Here is a 23,924-nt window from a genome sequence, read left to right as displayed (position 1 = left end):
CGTGGGGGCCCGCCCCGGGCTCCGGCGGCCGGGACCGCCCCGGCGGCTCCGGCCGCCGGTTCGTCACCGGGACCGCCCGTCCCGGTGCCGGGGCGCCCCGGCACCGAACCGGCCCCGCGCCGGAACGTCCCTGGTGACAGGGCGCAGAACGACGACTTCCCCTACTTCCAGGAGACGACATGCGACGACGTACCTTCCTCAAGGGCTCGCTGCTGGGCACGGCTGCCGCCGCCGTCCCGCTCGACGCCCTGCTCGCCACGGGCGCCTCGGCGGCCGAACCGGCACCGGTCACCTCCCTGAGCGCGCTGCAGAGCGCGATCGACCGCGCGGTCCCCGGCGACCGGATCGTCGTCGCCGACGGCACGTACACCGTCCCCTCGGGCGGGGCCGTCGACGTCTCCGGGCGCAGCGGCATCACGATCGTCTCGCAGACCCGCGGCGGTGCCGTCCTGCGCGGCGAGCGCAGCTTCGTCCTGGACGGCGCGAGCGCCGTCACCATCAGCGGCTTCGCGCTCCGCCAGAGCGGCACCCTGGAGATCCCGGCCGACAGCACGGGCATCCGGCTGACCCGCAACGACATCCGCTTCGCGGACGTGGACGGCCTCGACTGGGTCCTCGTGGAGGGCGACGACGCCAAGATCGACCGGAACCACTTCCACGAGCGCACCACCCAGGGCATCTTCCTCGTCGTCGACGGCCCCGGCACGACCGCCGTGGCCCAGCGCCTCCACGTCTTCAGGAACCGCTTCTCCGACCACGCCTACACCGGCGCCAACGGCGGCGAGTCGATCCGGCTCGGCGTCAGCAGCCGGGCGCTGTCCACCGCGGACGCGATCGTGGAGTACAACCTCTTCGAGCGGTGCAACGGCGACCCCGAGGCCATCTCGGTGAAGTCCTCCGGCAACACGATCCGGTACAACACGATCCGCGACAGCCAGGGCGGCATCGTGCTCCGCCACGGCAACGGCTCGACCGTCGAGGGCAACTGGCTCCTCGGCGGCAAGGAGGGCATCCGCCTCTACGGCAACGACCACCTCGTCGTGAACAACCACCTCGCCGGCCTCACCGGCCGGGCCCTGGTCATCGGCAGCGGCACCACGCGCGACCACCACGAGGGCGAGAGCACCGCGGAGCGGCGCGGCAACGACGCCTGCGACCGCGCGGTGATCGTGCACAACACCCTGCGCGCCAACAGGAGTTCCCTCTCCGGCGAGACCCGGACCCACGAGCCGCGCGACGTGGTCGTCGCCGACAACATCATCGTCGGGGACAGCGGCAGCCTCGTCGCACTGGACGCGAACACCGGCTTCGTCTGGCAGGGCAACATCCTCTGGGGCGCGGCCTCCGACGGCACCCTCCCCAACGCCGGCTACACCCGCGTCGACCCCCGCCTGGCGCAGTCCTCCGACGGCGTCTTCCGCCTGACGGCGGGCAGCCCGGCGATCGGCGCCGCGACGCTCTCCACCACGCCGGTCCCCGAGGACATCGACGGCCACGCCCGCGGCACGGCGCGCGACATCGGCTCCGACGAGTACTCGACCCTGGCGCCGGTCCGCCGCCCGCTCACCCCGACGGACGTGGGCCCGAACGCCTCCTGACCCCTCTCCCGGGCGCGGTGCGCGCCGCACACGGCCCCGTATGATCGTCGAGAACGTGATCGACTTTGCGATTTCCCGGGGGAACGTGCACGTGACCAGGTTGAGGACAGTCGTCGCCGCGGTCGTTCTGGTGTCGGCGGCGGCGGCGGGCTGTGGCTCCGGCGAACCGGCGGACGGCACGCGGCGGGCGGACAAGCCCCCGGCGGAATCCTCCGCCGGGGGCACCGGACGGCCGGAGGCCGAGAAGCTCGCCGCCGACCCCGGCATCCGCTACGCCACCGTCGTCGTGCCGGCCATGCGGGAACTCGTCTGCGACGAGGGCGACGGCGGCTTCCACTTCGGCAGCGACCTCGACATGACGGTCACCGGTGACGACGACCTGAAGGAGATCGAGGGCGACGGCGAGGACGTCGCCGACGAGGCGTCCTGCTTCGGCAGCCCGCGCATCGTCCTCCGCAAGGGCACCATGTCCGCCTCGGCGCCCGACTTCACCGCCCGGACCCACCTGTACGAGAACGTGCCGGACCCCACCGCCGCGCTGAACCGCATCTTCGACGCCTCCACGAAACTGGAGACGGGCTACGGCCGGAACTTCCACGGCGACACGAAGACCGTCACCAGCCGCACCCTCGTCGTGAAGTGCCGGCAGAACGTCACCGACACCTTCCCCATGACGACCTGCTTCTGGGCGAACTACGGGGCGGCCGGAGTCCTGGACTTCTTCCCCTTCGACGACCAGTACGTCCCCCTCGCCTCGGCCGTGTCGCGCACGCAGGAATTCGTCGCCGGCGCCCTGAAGGAGTAGGGCCGGGCCCGGGGCGGTCTCACCCCTCTCCGAGACCGCCCCGGGCGATGACCCCCGCGTACCAGCGGGCACTGTCCTTCGGGGTCCGCCGCTGCGTCGCGAAGTCCACGTGGACGATGCCGAACCGCTTGCTGTAGCCGTACGCCCACTCGAAGTTGTCGAGCAGCGACCACAGGAAGTAGCCGCGCACGTCGACGCCGTCCGCGAGCGCCCGGTGCACCGCCGCCAGGTGCGCGTGCAGGTACGCCACCCGCTCCGGGTCCTTCACGTTCCCCGAGGGGTCGGCGTAGTCGTCGTACGCGGCGCCGTTCTCGGTGATGACCAGCGGTACGCCCGGCAGTTCGTCCCGCAGCCGGACCAGGAGCTCGTGCAGTCCGTCCGCGTCCACCGGCCAGTCCATGGCCGTGCGCGGCCCGGGCGCCGGCTCGAACCGCACGTGCCGCTCGGCGCCCGCCCACGGCGACGGCGACGCGGAGGCACCGGCCGCGACGACGGTCGGGGAGTAGTAGTTGATCCCCAGCGAGTCGATCGGCGCGGCCGCCGTCGCCAGGTCGCCGTCCCGGACGAACGACCAGTCCGTGACGGCCGCCGTGTCACGGACCAGGTCCTCGGGCAGCCGTCCGTGGAAGACCGGGTCGAGGAAGATCCGGTTGCCGACGGCGTCGATCCGGCGGGCCGCGTCCAGGTCCTCAGGGGCCTGCGAAAGCGCCCGTACCACATGGAGGTTGAGGGTCAGGGACACCTCCGCCGAACCGGGCAGCGCACCGCGCAACGCCCGGGCCGCGAGGCCGTGCGCCAGATTGAGGTGGTGCGCGGCCCGCAGCGCGGCGAGGTCGCTGGTCCGGCCCGGGGCGTGCACGCCGTTCCCGTAGCCGAGGAAGGCCGCGCACCAGGGCTCGTTGAGCGTGGTCCAGGTGGCGACCCGGTCGCCGAGCGCCTCCGCCGTCATGCGCGCGTACTCGGCGAACCGGTACGCGGTCTCCCGGTGCGGCCAGCCGCCGACGGCCTCCAACTCCTGCGGCAGGTCCCAGTGGTAGAGCGTCGCCACCGGCCGGATCCCGGCCTCCAGGAGCGCGTCGGCGAGCCGCCGGTAGAAGTCCAGGCCCTTGCGGACGACCGGGCCGCGCCCGGTGGGCTGGACGCGCGGCCAGGAGATCGAGAAGCGGTAGTCGGTCACGCCGAGCCGCCGCATCAGGGCGACGTCCTCGTCGACCCGGTGGTAGTGGTCGGCGGCGATGTCACCGGTGTCGCCGTTGCGCACCTTGCCGGGCGTACGGCTGAAGGCGTCCCAGATGGAGGGGCCGCGGCCGTCCTCGGCCGCGGCCCCCTCGATCTGGTACGCGGCCGTGGCCGTGCCCCAGCGGAAGCCCTCGGGGAAGCGGAGAGAGGCCCTGAGGCCGGAGCGGGCGTCGAGCGCGGTCATGAGCGGGGAACTCCCTGGAGTGAGAGGTGTGGGAAGGGCGGAGGGGGCGACGGACGTCATCCCTTGACCGCGCCCTGCATGATCCCGCCGACGATCTGCCGGCCGAGGAGACCGAAGACGAGCAGCACCGGCAGGGTGCCCAGCAGGGTGCCCGCCATGATCACGGACTGGTCGTGGACGTAGCCGCCGCCGAGCTGGCGCAGCGCGACCTGGACGGTGGGCTCGGAGGAGGAGAGCGCGACGACGGGCCAGAAGAAGTCGTTCCACGCGGCCATGAAGGTCAGCAGGCCGAGCACGGCCATGCCGGGCCGGGCGATCGGCACCACGATCGACCAGAAGATCCTGGCGGTGGACGCGCCGTCGACGCGGGCCGCCTCGATCAGCTCGTCCGGCAGCGACTGCACCAGGTACTGCCGCATGAAGAACACCCCGAACGCCGATACCAGACCGGGCAGGATCACCGACTGGAGCTGGTTCACCCAGCCGAGCTGGGCGACCAGCATGAACAGCGGGATCACCCCCAGCTGCGGCGGGATCATCATGGTGCCCACGGTGACCGCGAGGAGCGCGCCCCGGCCCCGGAAGCGGAGCTTCGCGAAGGCGAAACCGGCGAGCGTGCAGCACAGGACGGTGCCGAGGGTGATCGAGCCGGAGACGAGGAGCGAGTTCAGCAGGGCCTTGCCGATGTCGGCCTCTTCCAGGACCGCCTCGAAGTTGCGCATCAGGTGCGGGCCGGGCAGCAGGGCCGGCGGGACCTTCGCCAGGTCGGCGTTGGAGCGGCTCGCGGCGACGATCGTCCAGTAGAGGGGGAAGGCGGAGAGCAGCACGGCGACGACGAGGATCGCCTGGGCGAGCGGCCCGGCGTGCAGGGTGCGTCCCGCCCTGCGGGTGCCACGCGCGCGGACGGGGGCCGGGGGAGCGGGCGGCGGACCGGCGGGCAGGGCCGGCCCGGTGGCCTTCGCCGGGGCGGTGGGCGCGGTCATCGGCCGGCCTCCTTGCGGGAACGGCGGCGCGCGACCAGGGCGTTGAGCCCGACGAGCACCACGATCAGCAGGAACATCACCCAGGCGACGGCGGCGGCCCGCCCCAGGTGGAAGAAGCCCCAGCCCTGCTCGTACAGGTAGAGGCCGAGCGTCTGGTACTGGTGCGAGATGCCGCCCGAGATCGAGCCTTCGAGGAGCAGCGGCTCGCCGAACAGCTGGGTCGCGCCGATCGTGGAGACGACGACGGTGAAGAGGATGGTGGGCCGCAGCCCCGGCAGCGTGACGTGGAGGAACTGGCGCCACCGCGAGGCCCCGTCCATGGCGGCCGCCTCGTACAGCTCGTCCGGGATGGACTGCATGCCGGCCAGGTAGATCAGCGCGTTGTATCCGGTCCAGCGCCAGATGACGACCGTGGACACCGCGATCTGCGAGGCGACCGTGCCGTTCTGCCAGTCGACGGGGTCGACGCCGACGAGGCCGAGCGCGTAGTTGATCAGCCCGAAGTCCCGGCCGAAGAGCTGGGCGAAGACGAGGGTGGCGGCGGCGACCGAGGTGGCGTACGGCAGCAGGACCGCCGTCCGCAGGAAGGTGCGGCCGCGCATCCGGTAGTTCAGCAGGTGCGCGAGCCCGAGGGCCATGACCAGCTGCGGCACGGTGGAGAGCACGCCGATGGTGAAGGTGTTGCGCAGCGACAGCCAGAAGTACTCGTCGCCGAGGAGCGCGGTGTAGTTGCCGAGGCCGCGCCACTCCATGGCGCCCGGGGCCTGCAGCTCCACCCGGTACAGCGAGACGAAGGCCGTGTAGAGCAGCGGGAAGAGGCCGAACGCGGCGAACAGGGTGAAGAACGGGGCGACGTAGGCGTACGGCGAGACCGTCCGCCGGATCCGCCGGGCGCCCCCTGGCCGGGGCGGCGGGACGGCGCGCGGCGCGGCCGGTGCCTGGGGTGCGGTGAGGGTCACGATGCCGGCCCTTCGAGGAGAGGTCGGAGCGAGGAGGAGACGGTACGGGGACGAGTGGTGGGGGCGGGACGGTGCCGGACGGCGGGCGCGGCGTCCGGCGGGCCCGCGTCAGCCGATGGTGTTCTCGACGCCCTTCCTGGCGTTCGACCAGGCCTTCTCGGGCGAGGTGCCCTTGCGCTCGACCTCGCTCAGCGCGTTGGTGATCTGCTGCGCGATGTTCTGGTCGTGCACGCCGAGGACCTGCACCGGGGCCGCCTTCGCCGCGTCGCCGAAGATCTTCCCGATCGGGGCGCCGGAGAAGAACGGGTCCTTCGCGCCGGCGACCCCGTCGATCGCGCCGGTGGCGGAGGGGAAGTTGCCCTGCTTCTCGAAGAGCCGGGTCTGCTGCTCGGGCGCGGTGAGCCACTCGATCAACCCGTACGCCTCCTTCTTGTGCTTCGCCGCCCTGGGCACGGCCAGGTAGGAGCCGCCCCAGTTCCCGGCCCCGCCGGGGAGCGCGGCGACGTCCCACTTGCCCTTGCCGGCCTCGCCGGTCTGGCCCTTGATGTATCCGAGCATCCAGGCGGGGCAGGGGATCGTGGCGAAGGAACCGGCGGCGAAGGCCTGGTTCCACTGCGGGGACCACTGGTCGAGCTTGGCGCTGAGTCCGCCCCGCGCGGCCTCGACGGCGTGGTCCCAGGCGGCGCGCAGGGCGGGGTTGTCCTCCCAGATCAGCTTCCCGGAGGCGTCGTAGTACCGCTCCTCCTCCTGCCCGATCATGATCGAGTACAGACTGCCGACGCTGTCGATCCACGCGCTCCTGCCGGGGGCCTTCGCCTTGTACCGCTTCCCGAGCTCCAGATAGCCGTCCCAGGTGGCCCACTTCTTCGCCAGTTCCTCGCGGTCGGTGGGCAGTCCGGCCTGCTTGAACAGGTCCGTGCGGTAGCACAGGGCCTCCGGGCCGACGTCGGTGCCGAGGCCGAGGACCTCGCCGCCCCTGCCGGTGGCGGCGGCCCACTTGGCCGGCGCGAACCGGTCCTCGAGCGCGTCCGCCCCGTACGCCCTGAGGTCCTCGAAGCGTTCGGCCTGCTGCTGGGTGACGGAGGCGATCCGGCCGACCTCGATGCCCTGCACGTCGGCGAGGCCGCCGCCGCCGGCGAGCCGGGTCTGGAGGGACTTCCAGTAGTCGGCCTCGTCCTCGGTGTCCGTCTGCTTGATCGTGACGCCGGGGTGGAGCCTCTCGTACTCCGCGTACAGCCCGGCCTCCTTGTACCCGAAGGAGCCGAAGAGGTCCACGGTGATCGTGACCTCGCCCCCGGCGTCGTCCCCGGACGCGCCGTCCGTCGAACTTCCGCAGGCGGCGAGCAGTGCCCCGGCGAGAACGACCGCCCCCAGGCGGGCGGCGGTTCTTCTGGCGGCTCGGGCGATGGGCATGGGAGGCCTCCTTGGCTGCGGTGGTCGAGCGAGAGCGTTCGTCGCACGCGGACGAGAGCGACGAGCAGATTCTGAGAGCGCTCTCAATCCCGCGGGGGGAGCGTGCCCGTGGAGAGGGGTTTCCGTCAAGGCTCGAAGGCGTATCGGACGAGCGGGCGGCTCAACTCCCGCCCGTGTTCAATCTATTGACACAGTCGTTTCGCGAGTCTTACGTTTCCGGCGATCTGAGAGCGCTCTCACACGTCCTGTGTCCCGTCCCCCCATCCGTCGCGACGACATGAGGTGCTCCTTCATGCCAGCCCCCCGCAGCAGGCCGGCCGCAGCGCTGGTCCTGGTCTCCGCCCTCGCCGCCCTGGGACTCGGCCCCGCCGCCGGTCCCGCGGCGGCGGCCACCGTCCCGGCGGGCGCCGGAAGCTACTCCGACACCCGCCCCGCCGGCACCTCCGGCCCCACCACCGACACCGGCACGCCGGTCACCCCCAAGGTCACCCCGGCCGCCCAGGGCAAGCCGGTCCCCACCAACGACTGGTGGTCCTCCCTCGCCTTCCAGCGGTACGGGGGCAACCCGTACTCCACCCCCATGTACGGCCATCCGCTCACCTACCAGGCCGTCGCCGGCGGCCTGGACATCGGCTACCCCACCAGCCCCGCGATCGTCGGCGACGGACGGCAGTACGAGTTCGCCCACAAGCGCGACCTCACCCTCGGCCTCACCGGCCTCAACTCGCCCGACACCAAGGCCGACGCCTGGTCCGACTGGACCGTCACCCCCTACTGGTCCGACGGCACCCGCACCCTGCGCACCACCATCGGCCACGGCCTGCCCTTCGTGTACGCCAAGGGCACCGGCGGCGACGCCAGGATCACCACCGCCGAGCCGCCCACCGTCTTCGCCGACCAGGGCAACGTCCTCGGCATCACCGTCGCGGGCCACCACTACGCCCTCTTCGCGCCCACCGGCACCGACTGGAACGTCTCCGGCTCGACCCTCACCGCCGGCCTCGGCGGCAAGGACTACTTCTCCGTCGCCGTCCTGCCCTCCGCCGACGCCCTCGCGACCTACCGGAAGTACGCGTACAGCTTCGTCACCGGCTCCACGGTGAACTGGAGCTACGACGCGGGCACCGTCCGCGCCACCTACGCCCTCACCACCGAGGCGAAGGAGGGCACCGAACGCGGCACCCTCCAGGCGCTCTACCGCCACCAGTGGCTGCACACCGCCGACCCGCTCACCCCGTACGCGTACGTCTCGCCCCGCGGCACCATGAAGGTCCGCGAGTCGGCCTCCTTCACGACCTCCCAGCGGGCCGCCGCCACCCTGCCCGCGCTTCCGGGCGCCGGCGTGGACCCCGCCCGGCTGCGGGCCCACCTGAACGAGGTCGCGAACTCCGCCGACCCCTTCTCCGGCGCCGTCGACACGTACTGGACCGGCAAGGCGCTCGGCAAGCTCGCCCAGCTCGTCCCGCTCGCCGACCAGATCGGCGAGGGCGCGATCCGCGACAAGCTCCTCGGCCTGATCAAGGGACGGCTCCAGGACTGGTTCACGGCCGGCGGGGCCAACGAGTTCTCGTACGACCGGACCTGGAAGACCCTCACCGGCTATCCGGCCTCCTACGGCAGCGACACCGAACTCAACGACCACCACTTCCACTACGGCTACTACGTGTACGCGGCCGCGATCGTCGCCCAGTACGACCCGACCTGGGCCGCCGACGCGCAGTGGGGCACCATGGTCAAGACCCTGATCCGGGACACCGCCGATCCCGACCGCGCCGACGGCGCCTTCCCGTTCCTGCGCGGCTTCGACGTCTACGCCGGGCACAGCTGGGCCAGCGGTCACCAGGGCTTCGCCGCCGGCAACAACCAGGAGTCCTCCTCGGAGTCGACCAACCTCAGCGCCGCCCTCGTCCTCTGGGGCTCGGCCACCGGCGACACCCGGCTCCGCGACCTCGGCACCTACCTCCTCACCACCGAGGGGGAAGCCGTCGCCCAGTACTGGTTCGACGCCGACCAGCAGGTCTTCCCGACCGCCTTCCAGCACGACACCGTCGGCATGGTCTGGGGCAGCGGCGCCGCCTACTCCACCTGGTGGACCGCGAACCCGGAGGAGATCCACGGCATCAACGCCCTGCCGGTGACCGGCGGTTCGCTCCACCTCGCCGGACACAAGGAGGCCGTGCGGCGCAACATCGCCGAGATGGAACGCGAGAACGGCGGCCCCGCCGTCGAATGGCGCGACGTCCTCTGGGAGTTCCAGTCCCTGGCCGACCCCGGCACCGCCAAGGCCAAGTGGGACGCGGGCAACGCCGGGTACACCCCGGAGGCGGGGGAGTCCAGGGCCCACACCTACCACTGGCTCACGGCGCTCGACGCCCTCGGCGCGCCCGACGCGACGGTCACCGGGTCCCTCCCCACCTCCGCCGTCTTCACCAAGGGCACCACCCGGACCTACGTGGCCCACAACCACGGCACGGCCGCCCGCACGGTCACCTTCTCGGACGGCGCGTCCCTCCAGGTCCCCGCCCGCTCCACCGCGACCGGCACCGGCGCGGGCAGCCCCGACCCGGGCCCGGGACCCTCCACGGGCAACACCTTCCAGCTCCGCACCGGCGGCACCCTCACCACGGCCACCGGGGCCACGGAGGGCAGCGACACCGTCCTTTCGGCGCAGGGCGCCAACCACGACGGCACCCCGAGCCGCCCGCTCGTCTACGAGGCCAGGAACGTCAACGGCACGCTCAGGTCGGGGGGTTCGACCGCCTTCCGCCTCCAGCTGGACGCCGGCACGACGGTCGGCCTCGGCCAGCAGGCCCGCGTCAGCTACGACCTCACCGGCGACGGCACCTTCGACCGGACGGAGACGTACCAGTACTTCGCGACCGACCCGGTCGCCGGCTGGGAGGAGTACGCCCAGTCCCGCGGCCTGAGGTCCGCCACCGGGACGCTCGGCGACCTGCGCGGCGGCACGGTCCGACTGGAGGTCTGGAGCGCGATCGGGAACGGCGACTCCCGGCTCCGGACGGGCACGGACCGCTCCGTCCTCGTCATCCCGTACGACTGACGCCCGGCCGGGAGGGCGGAGGGTCCGGAAGCCACCCGGGCCCGCCGCCCTCCCGTACGAGGTCAGGCGGAGGCGCGCCGGACGAGGGAGGTCGGGGTGATCACGGAGGCCGGGATCCCGGCCCCGGTCCCGTCGAGCAGCCGCATGAGCAGGCGCACCATCAGCCGGCCCATCCCCTCGATGTCCTGGTGCACGGTGGTGAGGGCCGGGACGGTCCTGTCGACCACCGAGGCCATGTCGTCGAAGCCGACCACCGCCACGTCCTCCGGAACCCGCACCCCGCGCTCCCGCAGGGTCCGCAACGCCCCCGAGGCCATCAGGTCGTTGGCGACGAACACGCCGTCGACGTCGGGCCGCCGGTCGAGGAGCTCCGCCATCGCGCGGGCCCCGCTCTCCTCCGTGAAGTCGCCCCGGCACAGCAGCGCGGGATCGGCGTCGAGGAGGACGTCCCGATAGCCGTGGATCCGGTCGGTCGCGGACGTCTGGTCGGGGGGACCGGAGATGTGCGCGACGTTCCGCCGCCCGAGATCCACCAGGTGCCGCACCGCCTCCCTGGCGCCACCGCGGTTGTCGCAGTCGACGAAGGGCACGGTCGGATCGGTCCCCGGCGCGGGCCGCCCGCCGAAGACCACCGGGATCCGTGCCCGCTCGATCACGGCCGGCAGGGCGTCGTCGCTGTGCAGCGAGAACGCCAGCGCGCCGTCGACGTGGCCGCCGCCCAGATAGCGCGAGATCCGCTCGTGGTCCCCGGGCCCCTCCACCCACAGGAGCACCAACTGGGAGTCGTGGGCGGTCAGTTCCCGGCTGATTCCGCGCACCTGCTGCTCGAAGAACGGGTCCGAGAAGATCCGGAACTCCGGCTCGGCGATGATCACGGCCACGGCGCCGTTGCGCCGGGTGACCAGGGTGCGGGCCGCGTGGTTCGGCACGTATCCGAGCTCCTCGACGGCCCGGCGCACCTTCTCCACCAGCGGAGCGCGCACGCCCGCGCCTCCGTTGACGACCCGGGAGGCCGTGGCGCGGGAGACCCCGGCACGGTCGGCGACGGCTTCCAGCGTGGGGCGGGACCCCGTGCTCTGCTCGGGCAAGGCGTGCGCTCCTCTGTCTGGTGTCGGAATCGGCGTGCGGGCCTGAGGGGACCAGGGTATCCGCACCCACCACTCTCTGAGAGCGCTCTCATTTCCCCGTTCGTGCCGGTGCCGCCACGGCACCCCTGCACGAGGTGTTCGAGGAGGCCCGGGACCGGGAGTCCTGTCCGGTCCCGTCCGGAGGGACCGGACAGGACCGGGCAGGAGGCCCTCAGGAGGCGGGGGCGGGCCGGTGGCGCGTCACGCGCCGGGGCCGACGTATTCGTACACGCCCCCGTGCGGGTGCCGCAGCACCGCCCGCCGGCCGTTGGGGGTGGCCTGCGCCGGCACCACGACGGTGGCACCGGCCGCCACCGCTTCGGCGACGGCGGCGGCCAGGTCCGCGACCGTCAGGGTCGCGCCCACCCCGGCGACCCTCCGTACCGCTTCGTCCGGGCCGCTGAACAACAGGAAGGGCCCGACGGCCGCGAGGCGCACCCCGGCGAAGGCGAAGCGGTCGGCCGTTCGACCGGTCAGCCGCTCGTAGAAGGGGACGGCCGCCTCCAGGTCGTCGACGCGCTGTCGCGCGACCACGGAGACGATCACGGGGCCGGTCGTGGGACCGGCCACGGGGTCGGTCACGGAGCCGGTCACGAAGGCTTCACCCCGCCGCGCTGACGCAGGGAGATCCGGTTGCCGTCCGGGTCCACGGCCTCGACGCGGATCCCGAACCCGTAGTCCTCCGGCTCGGCCCGGTCGAAGGTCACGCCGCGGTCGCGCAGTACCTCGAAGTCCGCCCGGAGGTCGTCCGATTCGAGGAACAGCGGACCGGGCGCGGTGCCGGGCGGCGCCCCGACCGGCTGCCCGGCCGACGCCTCGTGCGGCCAGAGGATGATCTCGGTCGCACTGCCGGGGACGCCGACGGTGAGGAACCGTCCCTCGGCGCCGGAGTGGTCGACGCGCGTCTCCAGGCCGAGCCGTTCCGTGTAGAACCGCAACGCGCGTTCCTGGTCGGTGACGTAGAGCGTCACGTACATGATGTTCGACAACATGGTGGTGTCCTTCCGTTCGTGGGTCCTGCCTCACCGACGGATCCCGGCGGGAGAACGTGACGGACGGACGGTCCACCGCCCCGACGGGCCGTCGCCGTGGGCGCGGGAGGCCGGAACGACGACGCCGCCCCGCCCACCGAGGGGGTGGACGGGGCGGCGCCGTGGAAGGGGCCGGCGGTCAGCCGGCGGGGGCTCCGAGCGGAACCTCCCGGTCGGCGGCCGACCGGGGCGTCAGCGCCTTCTGGGCGAGGACGCCGAAGACGATCCCGAACGCCGCCCACAGCACCGCCTGGACGGCCAGGGAGGCGAGCCTGAACTCCCAGAGGAGCCCGGCCGGGAAGCCCGTCGCGACGGCGTCCTCGTTGCCCGGCAGGACGGCGAAGGCGACCGCCGTCACGACGACGAAGCCGGCGCCGGCCGCCAGGGTGGCGTTCCAGTTCCCCAGGCGCGGCGCGAGCCGCCGCCCGGCGATCAGGGCGGCGATCCCGAGCAGCACGCTGAGCAGGATCATCAGGAAGAACAGGGTGGTGCGCTTCCCGATGGTGTCCGGATTGCCGACGGCCGGAGGGGTCGCCGGATATTTGAGGAACGGCACCAGGTAGACGGTGGTGAACGCGGCGGCGGCCGTGAGCGCCGCCGTCGCCCGGGGGCCGAAGCGGCCGACGCGGCCCAGCGCGAAGGAGAACGCCAGGGACGCGATGCCGCCGAGCGCCACCCCGTAGACGAGGACGCCGGTGGCGAGGCCGACGGTCGACTGGGTGGAGCGGCTGATCCCCTCCTCCTCTTCCCCGGCGGCCTCCACGGCGACGGTGCCGCCGCCGTGACCCACGTGGGACCCGTGGCCGGCCGGGGCCTCCCCGGCGGCCCCGGCCTCCTCCACGGCGATCGCGCCGTTCACGGGGGGTTCGCCCACCGCGTAGGCCACGGCGAAGGCGAACAGCCCCGCGATCAGGCCCGCGAGCATGCCGCGGACCAGCAGGGATCGAACGGTCGAAGCGTGCATGTGCCGGTCGCCCCTCAGTGGCAGGGGAAGCCGAGCAGGTGGCGTCCGTCGTGCACCCACTCGTGCACGTCAGTGCCGGCGAAGACGGAGGTGGCGCCCTGCTCGGCACCGACGAAGTACAGCGCGATCAGCGCGAGGAGCCCGACGAAGAAGGCCCAGGGCAGCACCGCGCGGACGGGCAGCGGAGCCGGTACGGCGACGGAAGGGGTGGAAACGGCAGCGGAGACGACGGCCTCGGCCATGATGGAACCTCCTGTTGGGAACTCGCGTCCCAGACGGTGGTGCAGGACGACGGTCCACGGGTCTGACTCGCCGTGACGTCACCCTGGGGGCGCCGCGGCTCACAGTGGCGCGACCGTGCCGGATTCTCACCGGGCTTCCGTCTCGCCGTCGTCACGCTGTTCAAATGTCGCCCGACCGTACCGCGCGGGGGAGCCGCCGCCAAGGGTGTGAGGCCCGGATCACCTCCGTACGCCCCCGGGTAGAGTCCCGCGCACCACTCCGGCCACGACGGCCCCGTCCCGTCCCGCCGTCCCGCCCGCCGCAAAGGATCCCGATGACAGTCCGGTTGACGCTGATCTCGCCCGCGACGGGCGAAGCGCTCCGCGAGGTGCGGTTCGACGACGACGGTCCTCTCGATCCGGCGGGCATCGCCCGCGCCGAGGCCGTCGCCCCCACCGTCGACCCGCCCCCGCGCGCGTACGCCTCCCCGTCCCGGCGCTGCCGTGGCACGGCACGTGCCCTGGGCCTGCGCGCGGAACCCCTCGACGAACTCGCCGGCTGCGCCATGGGCCGGTGGCGCGGACGGACCCTGACGGACGTGGCCGCCACCGAGGAGGCCGGGGTCGCCGCCTGGCTCTCCGACCCGGCGGCGGCCCCGCACGGCGGGGAGTCCCTGAGCGAGCTGCGCGCCCGCGTCGGCGCCTGGCTCGACGGCCTCCGGGCCGGCTCCGGCCGCGTCACCGCGGTCGCCGAACCGGACGTGATCCGCGCGGCGATGGTCCACGCCCTCGCGGCACCGGACGCGACGGCCTGGCGCCTGGACGTCCGCCCCCTGACCGCCGTCCACCTCAGCGGCCGCGCCGGGCGCTGGAACCTGCGCCCGGGCGAGCCGCTCGTACCGGGGCGGTAGACGCCCCGTCAGGCGAGGGCCCCGGTCGGGCCGGCCCCGCTCGGGCGGACGCCCATCGGGCCGGACCCCGATCGGGCGAGATTCCGGTCAGGCATGGCCCCGGTCCGGCAGGGCCCGGTCAGACATGGCCCCGGTCCGGCAAGGCCCGGTCAGGCCGGGCGCTTCCACTCCCGCAGCAGGAGATGACCGAGGTACGCCCCTCCGACGGCCATCGTGTACAGGCCGACCGGAAGGTTGTCGAAGAGCGGCAGCTGCTGGGCGGCGAGGTCGGCGAGGACCAGCAGCAGGGCGCCGAGCAGGGTCGACATGACCAGGTGCGGGCCGCCGCCCCGGGTGACCCGCTTGGCGATCTGCGGTGCCGTCAGGGAGACGAAGGCGATCGGCCCGGCGACGCTGACCGCGCCGGCGGAGAGGACGATCGACAGCGAGACCGCCGCGGTCGCCGTGCGGGCCGGACGGGCACCCAGACCGGTCGCGAGGTCGTCGCCCATCTCGGCGATGCCCAGCGGCCGGGCGAGGAGCGCGGCGAGCGGCAGACAGACGAGCAGCACCAGCCAGATCGTCCGCGCGTCCTCCCAGGAGCGGGCGGCCAGGCTTCCGTTGATGTAGGCGGTCAGCGCGCTCGCCTTGTCCCGCTCGACGGCGTAGACCACGTACTGGGTGAGGGCGGTGGACATCGCGGCCACGCCGATGCCGGCCACCACCAGGCGCCCCGGATCGCGGAATCCCGACCCCGTGGAGAAGTAGACGACCGCCATGGCGATCACGGCGCCGAGCAGCGCGCCGACGGGGACCGGCACGAGGTCGGGGAAGAACAGCGCTGCGGCCGCCGCACCCGCCCCGGAACCGGCGCCGAGCCCGATGACGTCGGGGCTGCCCAGCGGGTTGCGGGTGACCGACTGGAAGAGGGCCCCGGACAGGCCGAAGGCCGCGCCGGTGGCGACGGCGACGACGAGCCGCGGGCCGCGCAGCCGGTTCAGCACGAAGGCGTTCTTGCCCCTGGCCTCGCCCGCCAGCGCCGACGGAAGGTCGGGCAGGTCGATGCCGAGGCGGCCCAGGGAAAGGGTCGCCACCGCCGCCGCGACGAGCAGCAGCAGCGTCACCGCGGCGGCGATCGCGGTGCGGCGCCGTACGGGGACGGCGACCCACGGGCCGATCCGCAGGAGGCCGCGGCCGGCGGGCCGTACGGGCCGCGACGCCGTCACGGCCGGGATGTCGATCCGCTCGGCGGTCTTCATGCCGCTCCCCTCATGCGACGGACGGCGAACAGCAGCGCGGGCGCGCCCACGAAGGCGGTGACGACGCCGACCATGAGCTCCTGCGGACGGAGCAGCACCCGGCCGACGACGTCGGCGAATAGCAGCAGGACGGGTCCCACGAGCGAGGTGAAGAGGATCTGCAGGCGGAAGTCGGCGCCCACGAGCACGCGCACGAGGTGCGGGACGGCGAGCCCGACGAAGGCGATGGGGCCGACGGCGGCCGTCGCGGCGGCGCTGAGCAGCGTCGCCGCGAGGAGACCGGCGCCCTTGACGCGGGCGGGGCTGATGCCGAGGGAGGCGGCCTTGTCGTCGCCCATCGCCATGGCGTTGAGTCCCGGCGCGAGGAGGACGGCGAGGACGAAGCCGGCGGCGGCGAACGGCAGGACGGCCCAGAAGGCGTCGAAGCCGCGCCCGCCGAGCGAGCCCACCACCCAGTAGCGGTACGTGTCGAAGACCCGCGGCCGGGACAGCGCGACGGCCTGGATGAACGCGGCGAGGACGGCGGAGAGCACCGCGCCGGCGAGCACCAGGCGGACCGGTCCGCCACCACCGCCGGCCGTGCCGACGAGGTGGACGACCACACCGGTCGCCAGGGCACCGGCGAGGGCCCACCAGATGGTCTCGTGCTGCCCGGAGGCGCCGAGGAACGCGGTCGCGGCGACGATGGCGGCGGACGCGCCCGCGTTGATGCCGAGGAGTCCCGGCTCGGCGAGCGGATTGCGGGTGACGCCCTGCATCAGGGTGCCGGCGACCCCGAGGCAGAGACCCGCCAACAGGCCGAGCGCGGTGCGCGGGTAACGGCTCTCGACGACGGTGCGGAGGTAACCGTCGTCGTCACCGGTGACGACCCGGAGGACGTCGGCGGCGGAGGTGGGCCTGCTGCCGAACATCACGCTGGCGAGGACCGCCAGGGCGAGCAGGACCAGGCACAGGGCGGCGGCTGCGAAGTGCCGGGCAGGGCCCCGCCGTACGACGGCGGGGCCCTGCCCGATCCGGGAGAGAGTGGTCACGCCGGGGACCCGCCGCTACTTCCCGGCCTTGGCGACGGCCTTGTCGATCATCGGGAGGTACCGCTCGATGCTGTACGGCACCGTCAGCGGGTTGATCATCGACGAGGCGGTGACGAAGGGCTGGTCGTTGCTGTACACGAGGGCGCCCTTCTTGACCGCGGGGATGGCCGCGTACAGCGGCTGCGCCTCGATCTCCCTGCGGGACTTGTCGTCCATGTAGAAGGTGAAGGCGATGTCGCTCTTGGAGAGCTTGTTGGCGTTCTCCAGGCCGATGAGGGCGGAGTCGGTGCCCTCGGTCTCCTTGAAGGTGTTCACGACCGGGTCGACCTTGAGGCCCAGCTTGGAGACCATCGCGACGCGCTGCTCCCCGGGCTTGAAGACGCCGAGGGTGCCGGGGCCGGTGTTGTAGATGTACGAGAACGTGACGTTCTTGTAGTTCGGGCGCGTGGCGGCGGCGTCGGCGAGCTGCTTGTCGATCCTGGAGGTGAGCTCCTCCGCCTTCTCCGGCCGGCCGAGGGCCTTCGCGACGATCTCGATCTGCTGGTCCCAGTCGGTGCTCCACGCCTTGTCGGGGTAGGCGACGGTCGGCGCGATGTCCTTGAGGAGGTCGTACTGCTTCTGCGTGATGCCGGACCAGGGGGCGAGGATGACGTCGGGCTCGAGCTCGGTGATGGCCTCGATGTCGAGCTCCTCGCCGCCGTCGAACTGCTTCGGCAGCGTGGCGCCGGCCTTCTTCACCGCGTCGTGGATCCAGGGCAGGTAGCCGGTCTTGTCGCTGCCCCACGGGTAGCTCTCGATGCCGACGGGGACGTTGCCGAGGGCGATGGCCGTCTCGGCGGAGCCCTGTCCGAGGGTGACGACGCGCTTCGGCTTCTCCTTGATGACGGCCTCGCCGAGCGCGCTCTTGAGGGTGACGGGGAACGCCCCCGCCGGAGCCTTGGCCGCCGTGTCCTTCGCGTCGTCCTTTTCGTCGTCCGAGCCGCACCCGGTCACCATGAGGCCGAGCGAGACCGCGGCGGCGCCCGCCACGAGAACGCGGCGGCGGAAGGGGGTGAACACAGAAGGCATGACGGATCCTTGTCTCCGGGCAGAGGTGTGCTGACGCCCCACCCGACGCCCCTCCAGACATGGGAATGCCGAGGCAGCGGCCATCGCGAGGCGCTTGTTAGGTGAGCCTAACCTATCCCCGTTCGACGTGGGGCGCCAGGTCCCGACCGCCCGGCCGCGGCGTGAAGCGCCGTCAGGCGGACGCCTCCCATGCCGTCGTCAGACCGTCCAGCCACGCCGGCGGCAGCTCGGCGGCGTCCCACTCCTCGTGCAGGTCCGCCGGGGACGTGGCGAGCCGTTCCAGGACGGCGACGCTGGTGGGGGAGTGGATCAGGGAGTACCGGCCGTGGATCGCGATCGCGCTGCCGGGCCCGTACTCGGAGTACAGCCGCTCCAGGCGCGCACGGTGCGTCGAGGTGAACTCGGTGAGCCGGCCCGCGTACCCCGCCCGCTGGCGCGAGCTCATCGTGCCGAGGAGGGCCCGCAGCACCTGCTCGGTGACCTCCGGGTCGAGATCGGAGACGTCGGCGAAGGAGAGGTAGAGCGGAGTCACCGCCACCTTGGTCCGCTCCAGCTCCGTCCGTCCGACGGGCGGGCGGTCGTCCGGAGAGGCGGCCGACGGATCCGAGGCGACGGCGTGCCTCAGCGCCCGCTCGGCGACGGCGCCCAGCTCGTCGGTGACGGCCCGCGCCCCGTCGAGCCAGCCGGAGGCGTACGGCTCGCCCTTCCCGTCCGGCGCGCTCCGCCCGGCCCCGCCGACCTCCTCATACGCGAGGGCCAGTGCGCCCGCCTCGACGAACCCGATCAGCTCCTCCGCGTCACCGGACCAGACGCCCGCCCGGGCGAGCAACTGGAGCAACGTCCTCTTCGCGTTGAGGACACTGGCCTCGTCCAGCTGCTGCCGTCCTTCTCCGGCGGTGCTCACAGGGTCCTCCTCGTCGTAGGGACGGCGCGGTGCTTCGGCCACACGGAACGCTCCGTTCGAGCCTACGCAACACCCGCCGTCCCGACGCACCCTTCCCGCCCGCGCCGCGTCCGCATCGTGCCCGTACCGCGGCCACGTCGACGGCGGAGGAGGCCGGGCACGATCGTTCAGCGCCGGTACACGCGCAACTCCGCCACCTCGTACGACATCTCCGACGCGTCCGGGTCGGGCGCCGGGTGGTACCGGCCCGCGCAGACCGACAGGTTCACGATGAGGTGGGCCCGCCAGGAGCGCCCCACCCCCCGGCGGTCGTCGAAGACGCGGGCGCCGTTGACCCACCACACGACGGACCGCGCCCCGAACTCGACCCGGAGGTCCACCCACGCCCCGGGCCGGACGGCCGGATCCCGGAAGTAGAGGTGCCGGCCCCGCACCCGGTTCGACAGCTCCAGGAGGTCGGGGTTGTCGGGGTGGTACTCGAAGACGTCGACCTCCTGCCCGCCGTCGCGCCAGGTCCAGATCGCCGGCCAGGCGCCCGTCTCCTCCGGCAGGCGCACCCGGGCCTCCAGGACGTCGCCCGCCCGTATCTGGAAGTCCTCCGCGCTGCCCTCCGTCGTGAGCAGCCCGGCGTCCCAGTAGCCGTCGCTCCTGCGGGTGGCCCGGAACGTCCCCGTCCGACTGTACGAGGGGTCCTCCACCAGATGATCGAGCTTGTTGTCGCCGGGGTTCGTCGGCCCGCCGTCGGGATAGGCCCACGAGCGGCCCGCCACCCACTGCTCGACCGAGGAGAAGTCCGCGTCGAGGACGAGGTCGCCGGGGGACGACGCCGGACCGCCCCCACCGGAACGCCCGCCGCCCCGCCGGAGCCGCTCGAAGAAGTCCTTCAGCACGGCACCACCCCTTTCGTACGGACCTCCGTCGGCCCACGGGCAATCTGCCCCACCTTGTCCGGCGCAAGCCTGAAGAACGGCCGATGGCGACAAGTCGTCATCGGAGGCTCCGACGGTTTCGACGGCTCCGACGGCGGCGCGGGGTGCGTCGTCCGCGCCCGGTGACGCCCGGTCAGGGGACCCGGTCGTTCCGGCGACGCAACGGTCTCCACGAGGGCTCGTCGACCACGCCGTGAAGAACGCCGACACCGGGCGACGCGCCCGCCTTCTCGCCCCGGCCGTCGCCGCCCTGCTGCCGGGCGTCGCGAGTGCGCCGAGCACGTACGCGCATCCCGAGGCGGAGCGGGTGGTCCGCCTTGTCCCGGCACGGTTGATCAAGTAGCGTCGCCCGTCATGAACACCGGACCGGCGACACGCCATGCACGGACGGGCGATCCGGTGGAGGACTGATCGCCCGGCGGGTGCGCGACGGGCACCCCGGAGGTTCGGCACGAGGACCCCCAGTGCGACGGCACTGCGCATCCCCTTCACGTGTCGAATCAACAGCGAGGTCATCCACATGGCAGTCACGTTCAACCACACCATCATCGCGTCCAAGAGCCGCGAGGAATCCGCGCGCTTCTTCCGCGAGTTGCTGGAACTCCCCGAGGCGCCGTCCTGGGGGCCCTTCCTCAACGTCCAGCTCGACGACGGCGTCCTGATCCAGTTCGCCGAGCCCCCGGTGGACATCCAGATGCAGCACTACGCGTTCATGGTCGACGACGAACTGTTCGACCGGGCGTACCGGCGCCTGTGCGACGGCGGCATCGAGCACTGGGCCGACCCGCAGATGAGGCGTCCCGGTGAGACCAACACCGAACACGGCGGGCGCGGGGTCTACTTCAAGGACCCGTCCGGGCACGCGATCGAGCTGATCACGCGCCCTTACCTGTAGTCCGGTGGCCCGGGGCGAAGGGCCGGGACGTCCCCGGCCCTTCGCCCCCGCGTCCGGCGTCGCCCCCGCGTCCGGCGTCGCCCCCGCGTCCGGCGTCGCCCCCGCGTCCGGCGTCGGGCGCGTCAGGCGAGGAACTCCCCGTCGCGGGCCACGACCGCACCGCCGTGGACGACCACGTCCCGGCGCGGCATGTCGACGACGACCTGAGGCAGGCACTCGCCGTGCACCAGGACGAAGTCGGCCGGGGCGCCCGCCCGGAGGTCGGCGTGCGCGAGGCCCATCACGTCCGCGCCGCCGTGGGTCGCGACGCGGTAGCACTCCGCCAGCTCGTCGTCGAGGCGCACGTCCGTCACCCAGCCGAGGAGGTGCGCGCGGTGCATCATGTCGGCGTCGCCGAACGGACTCCACGAGTCCCGTACGCCGTCCGAGCCGAGCCCGACCCGTACGCCGTGCTCGCGCAGCCGGGCGATCGGAAGCACCAGGGAGTCCGAGGGCGCAACCGTGGTGAGCGCGATGTCCTGCTCGCCCAAGTCGGTGGCAATGGAACCGAGTTCACGGTCCGCTAGCTCCGGCAGGCAGAAGACGTGGCTGACCGTGACCTTGCCGGCGAGGGAGAGGGCGCGGGTGCGCTCGACGATGCCGCGCATCGCCCGCATGCCCTTCTCGCCGCGATCGTGCAGGTGGATGTCCACGCCGACGCCGTGGCGGTCCGCGATGCCGAAGACGACGTCGAGCTGCTCGTCGAGGGCCTGGTCGAAGCCGATCGGGTCGATGCCGCCGATCATGTCGACGACGCCCTCGCGCGCCGCCTTCTCCAGGAGCGCCGCCGTGCCCGGGGTACGGATGACGCCGTGCTGCGGGAAGGCCACGATCTGGACGTCGAGGGCGTGGCGCAGCCGCTCGCGGGCCTCCGCCACGCCCTCCACTCCGGCAAGGCCGTACGCCGGGGCCACGTCGGCGTGGGCGCGCATGCCGCGGGTGCCGCGGGCGACGGCGTGGCTCATCAGGCCGTGGGCGCGCTCGGCGACGGTGCGGTGCCGGCCGCGGAACAGCTCCACGTCCTGCGCGACGTAGTCGGCGATGCCGGAGGCCGGCCGACGGGACACCCAGGAGCCGCCCCAGGTGGTCTTGTCGGGGTGGACGTGCGCGTCGACGAGGGACGGGAGGGCGATCCGGCCGCCGCCGTCGACGACCTTCGCGCCGTGCGGCGCGGGGCCGTCCGAGATCCGGCCGTCGACGACCACGAGGTCCGTCGCCTCCGCCGCGCCGAACGGGCGCACGTTGCGGAACACGACGGTCCTGTCGCGGCGGCCGGCGGGGGTGGAGGCCGCGGCTCCGGTCACGGCGGCCGGTGCGGTCACCGCCTGCGCGGTTCCGGCGGTGGCGGCCGCCGTGGCCGTGGCACCGGCGAGGGCGGCGGCGCCGGCGAGCACGGTGCGGCGGGAGAGGGCGGAGGGGCTGGAGACGGTGGACGGGGACTGCACGGGGGCTCCTCGGGGGCTGTGGGGAGGGGGAAGGTCGGCGGGTGGTACGGAGGCGGGGGTGGGCGGGGGCACCGCACCGGCGGGCGCGCCCGCGCGGTGGGTGGCGGCGGGTGCCGCCCGGTGGGTCAGAGGGGGAGGCCCGCCCGCACCACCCGGGTCGGGTGCTTGAGGAGGGTCACGTCGGCCAGGGGGTCTTCGGGCACGAGGATCGCGTCGCCCGCGCAGCCCCGGGCGAGGCGGCCCACCGTGCGGTCCACGCCCAGCAGGCGCGCGGCCCCGGTGGTGGCGGTGCGGATCGCGTCGAGCGCGGACAGCCCCGCGGCCCGCATGAGTTCGACCTCGCGGCCGATCGGGCGCACGGTCCCGTGCTCGATCACGACGACGGCGTCCTCGGTGACCTCGCCGGTGGCGGGGTCGGGGAGGGTGCCGCCCCGGATCACGAGGTCGCCTCCGGCCGGGGTCCTCCCGCCCCGGTCCGCACCCGCGGAGGAGGCCGTGCCCGTCGAGGAGACCGCGGCCGCCGCCGTGCCGGACGCGGCCACGGTGCCGGCGAGCGCGGCCGCACCCGCGAGGACGCCGCGGCGGGTCACCGAGGGGGAGGGCGGCGGGGTGGCTTCGAGGCACAGGGGAGCTCCTGGGGGAGTGGGCCGGCTACGGCTCCCCGTTTTGTATACCAAATCGAGTGGGTGGGCAAGGGTGGAGGTTTCCAGGCGAGGGATATCCATGTCGTGCCGAGAAGTGGGGTTTCATGGTTCGCAATTTTGGTATACGAATATGCCCACCGGGGTCGTTCCGCTTCCGTGCGGTCCCCGGATATTCGGGTGCGTCGGGCCCGCCCCGATGGTGCAATCGCCCGATGGGACGAGCGATGACCATGACGGTCGACCGCGGGCAGTTCGCCGACGCGGTCACCCCCTGGGAGGAAGAGGCCTGGCGGGCGGCGGCCCTCGGCTGGTCGGAGCGGGAGCTCGGCCGGCACGGCCTGGAGGAGACGGGGCCCCGGGACGTCAGGGTCCGGCCCTGGTCGATCCTCGTGCGGTTCCGGACCGGGGCCGGCGAGCGCGACGCGGTGTGGTTCAAGGCGAGCGCCCCCGACGCCGCCTTCGAGGCCGCGCTCGGCGGAGCACTCGCCGACTGGGTGCCCGAGCACGTCGTGACACCGCTCGCGGTCGACGCCGCGCGCGGCTGGTCGCTCCTCCCCGACGGCGGGCCCCTCTTCCGGAACGTCCTCGACGCCGGCGGCGCCGGGCCGGAGTCCTGGGCGCGGGCACTCGGCCAGTACGCGCGGATGCAACGGGCACTGACCCCGTACGCGGACCGGATGACCGCCCTCGGCGTGCCCGGCGGCCGCACCGCTCAGCTGCCGGAGATCTTCGACGGCCTCGTCGAGGGCAACGCCACCCTGGAGCCCGACGCCCGCCGAGCCCTCCGGGAGGGACGTCCCCGGCTCCTCGACTGGTGCGCCGAGCTCGACGCGTACGGGATCCCGGACTCGCTCGACCACTGCGACCTGCACGACGCCCAGCTCCTCGCCCCCGCCGCCGACCGCTTCACCTTCTTCGACTGGGGCGACGCCAACGTCGCCCATCCCTTCACCAGCCTGCTGGTCCCCGCCCGCGCCGTCCGGGAGCGCCACGGCCCCGAGCACGTGCACCGGCTGCGCGACGCCTATCTGGAACCCTGGACCGACCTGGGGCCCTCCCTGCCGGAGCTCCGCCGCGCCGCGGCGCTCGCCACGCGGCTCGCCGCGCTCGGCCGGGCGGTCTCCTGGTTCCGCCTCTTCCCGGGCACGCCGGCCACGGGGTGCGCGGAGGCGAGCGCCCACTGGGTGAACGAACTCTTCGCCGAATCGACGGTGTTCTGAACACCCGGCCGCGGT

At 73.3% G+C, this 23,924-nt stretch carries 23 protein-coding genes; 7 read left to right on the top strand and 16 right to left on the bottom strand.

The window, feature by feature from the left end; genetic code table 11:
• Window positions 1-179 precede the first annotated feature (179 nt).
• Together ACZ66Z_RS03885 and ACZ66Z_RS03880 are read left to right on the top strand one after the other, a co-directional pair.
• Window positions 180-1,598: a chondroitinase-B domain-containing protein gene (locus tag ACZ66Z_RS03885; RefSeq protein ID WP_469932387.1), complete on the top strand. Its 1,419-nt coding sequence runs from the start codon at window positions 180-182 to the stop codon at window positions 1,596-1,598.
• 91 nt (window positions 1,599-1,689) lie between these two features.
• Complete coding sequence (locus ACZ66Z_RS03880) at window positions 1,690-2,403, top strand: hypothetical protein (RefSeq protein WP_469932386.1); 714 nt, start codon at window positions 1,690-1,692, stop codon at window positions 2,401-2,403.
• A 19-nt stretch (window positions 2,404-2,422) separates the two neighbouring features.
• Here ACZ66Z_RS03880 and ACZ66Z_RS03875 read toward each other — a convergent pair whose 3' ends face one another.
• The 4 genes from ACZ66Z_RS03875 to ACZ66Z_RS03860 form a co-directional block, all read right to left on the bottom strand.
• Complete coding sequence (locus ACZ66Z_RS03875; protein ID WP_469932385.1) at window positions 2,423-3,826, bottom strand: GH1 family beta-glucosidase; 1,404 nt, start codon at window positions 3,824-3,826, stop codon at window positions 2,423-2,425.
• 56 nt (window positions 3,827-3,882) lie between these two features.
• The gene (locus tag ACZ66Z_RS03870; protein WP_469932384.1) at window positions 3,883-4,809 is read right to left on the bottom strand and encodes a carbohydrate ABC transporter permease; all 927 of its coding nucleotides are present in this window, start codon (window positions 4,807-4,809) and stop codon (window positions 3,883-3,885) included.
• A complete protein-coding gene (locus ACZ66Z_RS03865; RefSeq protein WP_469932383.1) occupies window positions 4,806-5,768 on the bottom strand; it encodes a carbohydrate ABC transporter permease in 963 nt (320 codons plus the stop codon). Before ACZ66Z_RS03865 ends, ACZ66Z_RS03870 begins: the two co-directional genes overlap by 4 nt.
• Window positions 5,769-5,876: 108 nt before the next feature.
• A complete protein-coding gene (locus tag ACZ66Z_RS03860) occupies window positions 5,877-7,181 on the bottom strand; it encodes an ABC transporter substrate-binding protein (RefSeq protein WP_469932382.1) in 1,305 nt (434 codons plus the stop codon).
• Window positions 7,182-7,473: 292 nt separating this feature from the next.
• On the opposite strand from ACZ66Z_RS03860, the gene ACZ66Z_RS03855 reads away from it, so the two are divergent.
• Window positions 7,474-10,242, top strand: a complete 2,769-nt coding sequence (locus ACZ66Z_RS03855) for a glycosyl hydrolase (protein WP_469932381.1) — start codon at window positions 7,474-7,476, stop codon at window positions 10,240-10,242.
• A 62-nt stretch (window positions 10,243-10,304) separates the two neighbouring features.
• Here the strand turns inward: ACZ66Z_RS03855 and ACZ66Z_RS03850 are convergent, their stop codons facing one another.
• From ACZ66Z_RS03850 to ACZ66Z_RS03830, 5 genes are all read right to left on the bottom strand, one after another.
• A complete protein-coding gene (locus tag ACZ66Z_RS03850; RefSeq protein ID WP_469932380.1) occupies window positions 10,305-11,330 on the bottom strand; it encodes a LacI family DNA-binding transcriptional regulator in 1,026 nt (341 codons plus the stop codon).
• Between the two features lie 240 nt (window positions 11,331-11,570).
• Complete coding sequence (locus tag ACZ66Z_RS03845; RefSeq protein WP_469932379.1) at window positions 11,571-11,963, bottom strand: VOC family protein; 393 nt, start codon at window positions 11,961-11,963, stop codon at window positions 11,571-11,573.
• A complete protein-coding gene (locus ACZ66Z_RS03840; RefSeq protein WP_469932378.1) occupies window positions 11,960-12,361 on the bottom strand; it encodes a VOC family protein in 402 nt (133 codons plus the stop codon). The genes ACZ66Z_RS03845 and ACZ66Z_RS03840 overlap by 4 nt, the downstream gene beginning before the upstream one ends.
• 178 nt (window positions 12,362-12,539) lie before the next feature.
• Window positions 12,540-13,364 (bottom strand): CbtA family protein, encoded by an 825-nt coding sequence (locus tag ACZ66Z_RS03835; protein ID WP_469932377.1) that lies wholly within the window; start codon window positions 13,362-13,364, stop codon window positions 12,540-12,542.
• 14 nt (window positions 13,365-13,378) lie between these two features.
• Entirely contained in the window at window positions 13,379-13,606 is a 228-nt protein-coding gene (locus tag ACZ66Z_RS03830) for a CbtB domain-containing protein (protein WP_329852665.1), read from the bottom strand.
• 314 nt (window positions 13,607-13,920) lie between these two features.
• Between ACZ66Z_RS03830 and ACZ66Z_RS03825 the strand changes: the two genes are divergently transcribed.
• Window positions 13,921-14,496, top strand: coding sequence for a histidine phosphatase family protein (locus tag ACZ66Z_RS03825; protein ID WP_469932376.1), 576 nt, complete (start codon window positions 13,921-13,923; stop codon window positions 14,494-14,496).
• A 149-nt stretch (window positions 14,497-14,645) separates the two neighbouring features.
• On the opposite strand, the gene ACZ66Z_RS03820 is transcribed toward ACZ66Z_RS03825, so the two are convergent.
• From ACZ66Z_RS03820 to ACZ66Z_RS03800, 5 genes are all read right to left on the bottom strand, one after another.
• On the bottom strand, window positions 14,646-15,734 hold the full coding sequence (locus tag ACZ66Z_RS03820) for a FecCD family ABC transporter permease (RefSeq protein ID WP_469932375.1): 1,089 nt from the start codon (window positions 15,732-15,734) through the stop codon (window positions 14,646-14,648).
• Window positions 15,731-16,765, bottom strand: coding sequence for a FecCD family ABC transporter permease (locus ACZ66Z_RS03815; protein WP_469932374.1), 1,035 nt, complete (start codon window positions 16,763-16,765; stop codon window positions 15,731-15,733). Before ACZ66Z_RS03815 ends, ACZ66Z_RS03820 begins: the two co-directional genes overlap by 4 nt.
• A 15-nt stretch (window positions 16,766-16,780) precedes the next feature.
• On the bottom strand, window positions 16,781-17,833 hold the full coding sequence (locus ACZ66Z_RS03810; RefSeq protein WP_469932373.1) for an iron-siderophore ABC transporter substrate-binding protein: 1,053 nt from the start codon (window positions 17,831-17,833) through the stop codon (window positions 16,781-16,783).
• 172 nt (window positions 17,834-18,005) lie between these two features.
• Window positions 18,006-18,737, bottom strand: a complete 732-nt coding sequence (locus ACZ66Z_RS03805; protein WP_469932372.1) for a hypothetical protein — start codon at window positions 18,735-18,737, stop codon at window positions 18,006-18,008.
• Between the two features lie 167 nt (window positions 18,738-18,904).
• Complete coding sequence (locus ACZ66Z_RS03800) at window positions 18,905-19,507, bottom strand: beta-glucanase (protein WP_469932729.1); 603 nt, start codon at window positions 19,505-19,507, stop codon at window positions 18,905-18,907.
• 352 nt (window positions 19,508-19,859) lie between these two features.
• Between ACZ66Z_RS03800 and ACZ66Z_RS03795 the strand changes: the two genes are divergently transcribed.
• Window positions 19,860-20,009 carry a hypothetical protein gene (locus ACZ66Z_RS03795; protein ID WP_469932371.1) on the top strand — a complete coding sequence of 50 codons (150 nt, stop codon included), beginning with the start codon at window positions 19,860-19,862 and terminating at the stop codon, window positions 20,007-20,009.
• 177 nt (window positions 20,010-20,186) lie between these two features.
• Complete coding sequence (locus ACZ66Z_RS03790) at window positions 20,187-20,561, top strand: VOC family protein (protein ID WP_469932370.1); 375 nt, start codon at window positions 20,187-20,189, stop codon at window positions 20,559-20,561.
• Window positions 20,562-20,683: 122 nt separating this feature from the next.
• Here the strand turns inward: ACZ66Z_RS03790 and ACZ66Z_RS03785 are convergent, their stop codons facing one another.
• Both ACZ66Z_RS03785 and ACZ66Z_RS03780 read right to left on the bottom strand, forming a co-directional pair.
• Window positions 20,684-22,045: an amidohydrolase gene (locus ACZ66Z_RS03785; protein ID WP_469932369.1), complete on the bottom strand. Its 1,362-nt coding sequence runs from the start codon at window positions 22,043-22,045 to the stop codon at window positions 20,684-20,686.
• Between the two features lie 125 nt (window positions 22,046-22,170).
• Window positions 22,171-22,635 (bottom strand): amidohydrolase family protein, encoded by a 465-nt coding sequence (locus ACZ66Z_RS03780; RefSeq protein WP_469932368.1) that lies wholly within the window; start codon window positions 22,633-22,635, stop codon window positions 22,171-22,173.
• 266 nt (window positions 22,636-22,901) lie between these two features.
• Between ACZ66Z_RS03780 and ACZ66Z_RS03775 the strand changes: the two genes are divergently transcribed.
• Complete coding sequence (locus ACZ66Z_RS03775; RefSeq protein ID WP_469932367.1) at window positions 22,902-23,909, top strand: aminoglycoside phosphotransferase family protein; 1,008 nt, start codon at window positions 22,902-22,904, stop codon at window positions 23,907-23,909.
• Window positions 23,910-23,924: the final 15 nt, after the last annotated feature.

Source organism: Streptomyces sp. NPDC107498, from assembly GCF_055582805.1.
This window is presented reverse-complemented; position numbering and strand designations above follow the sequence as displayed.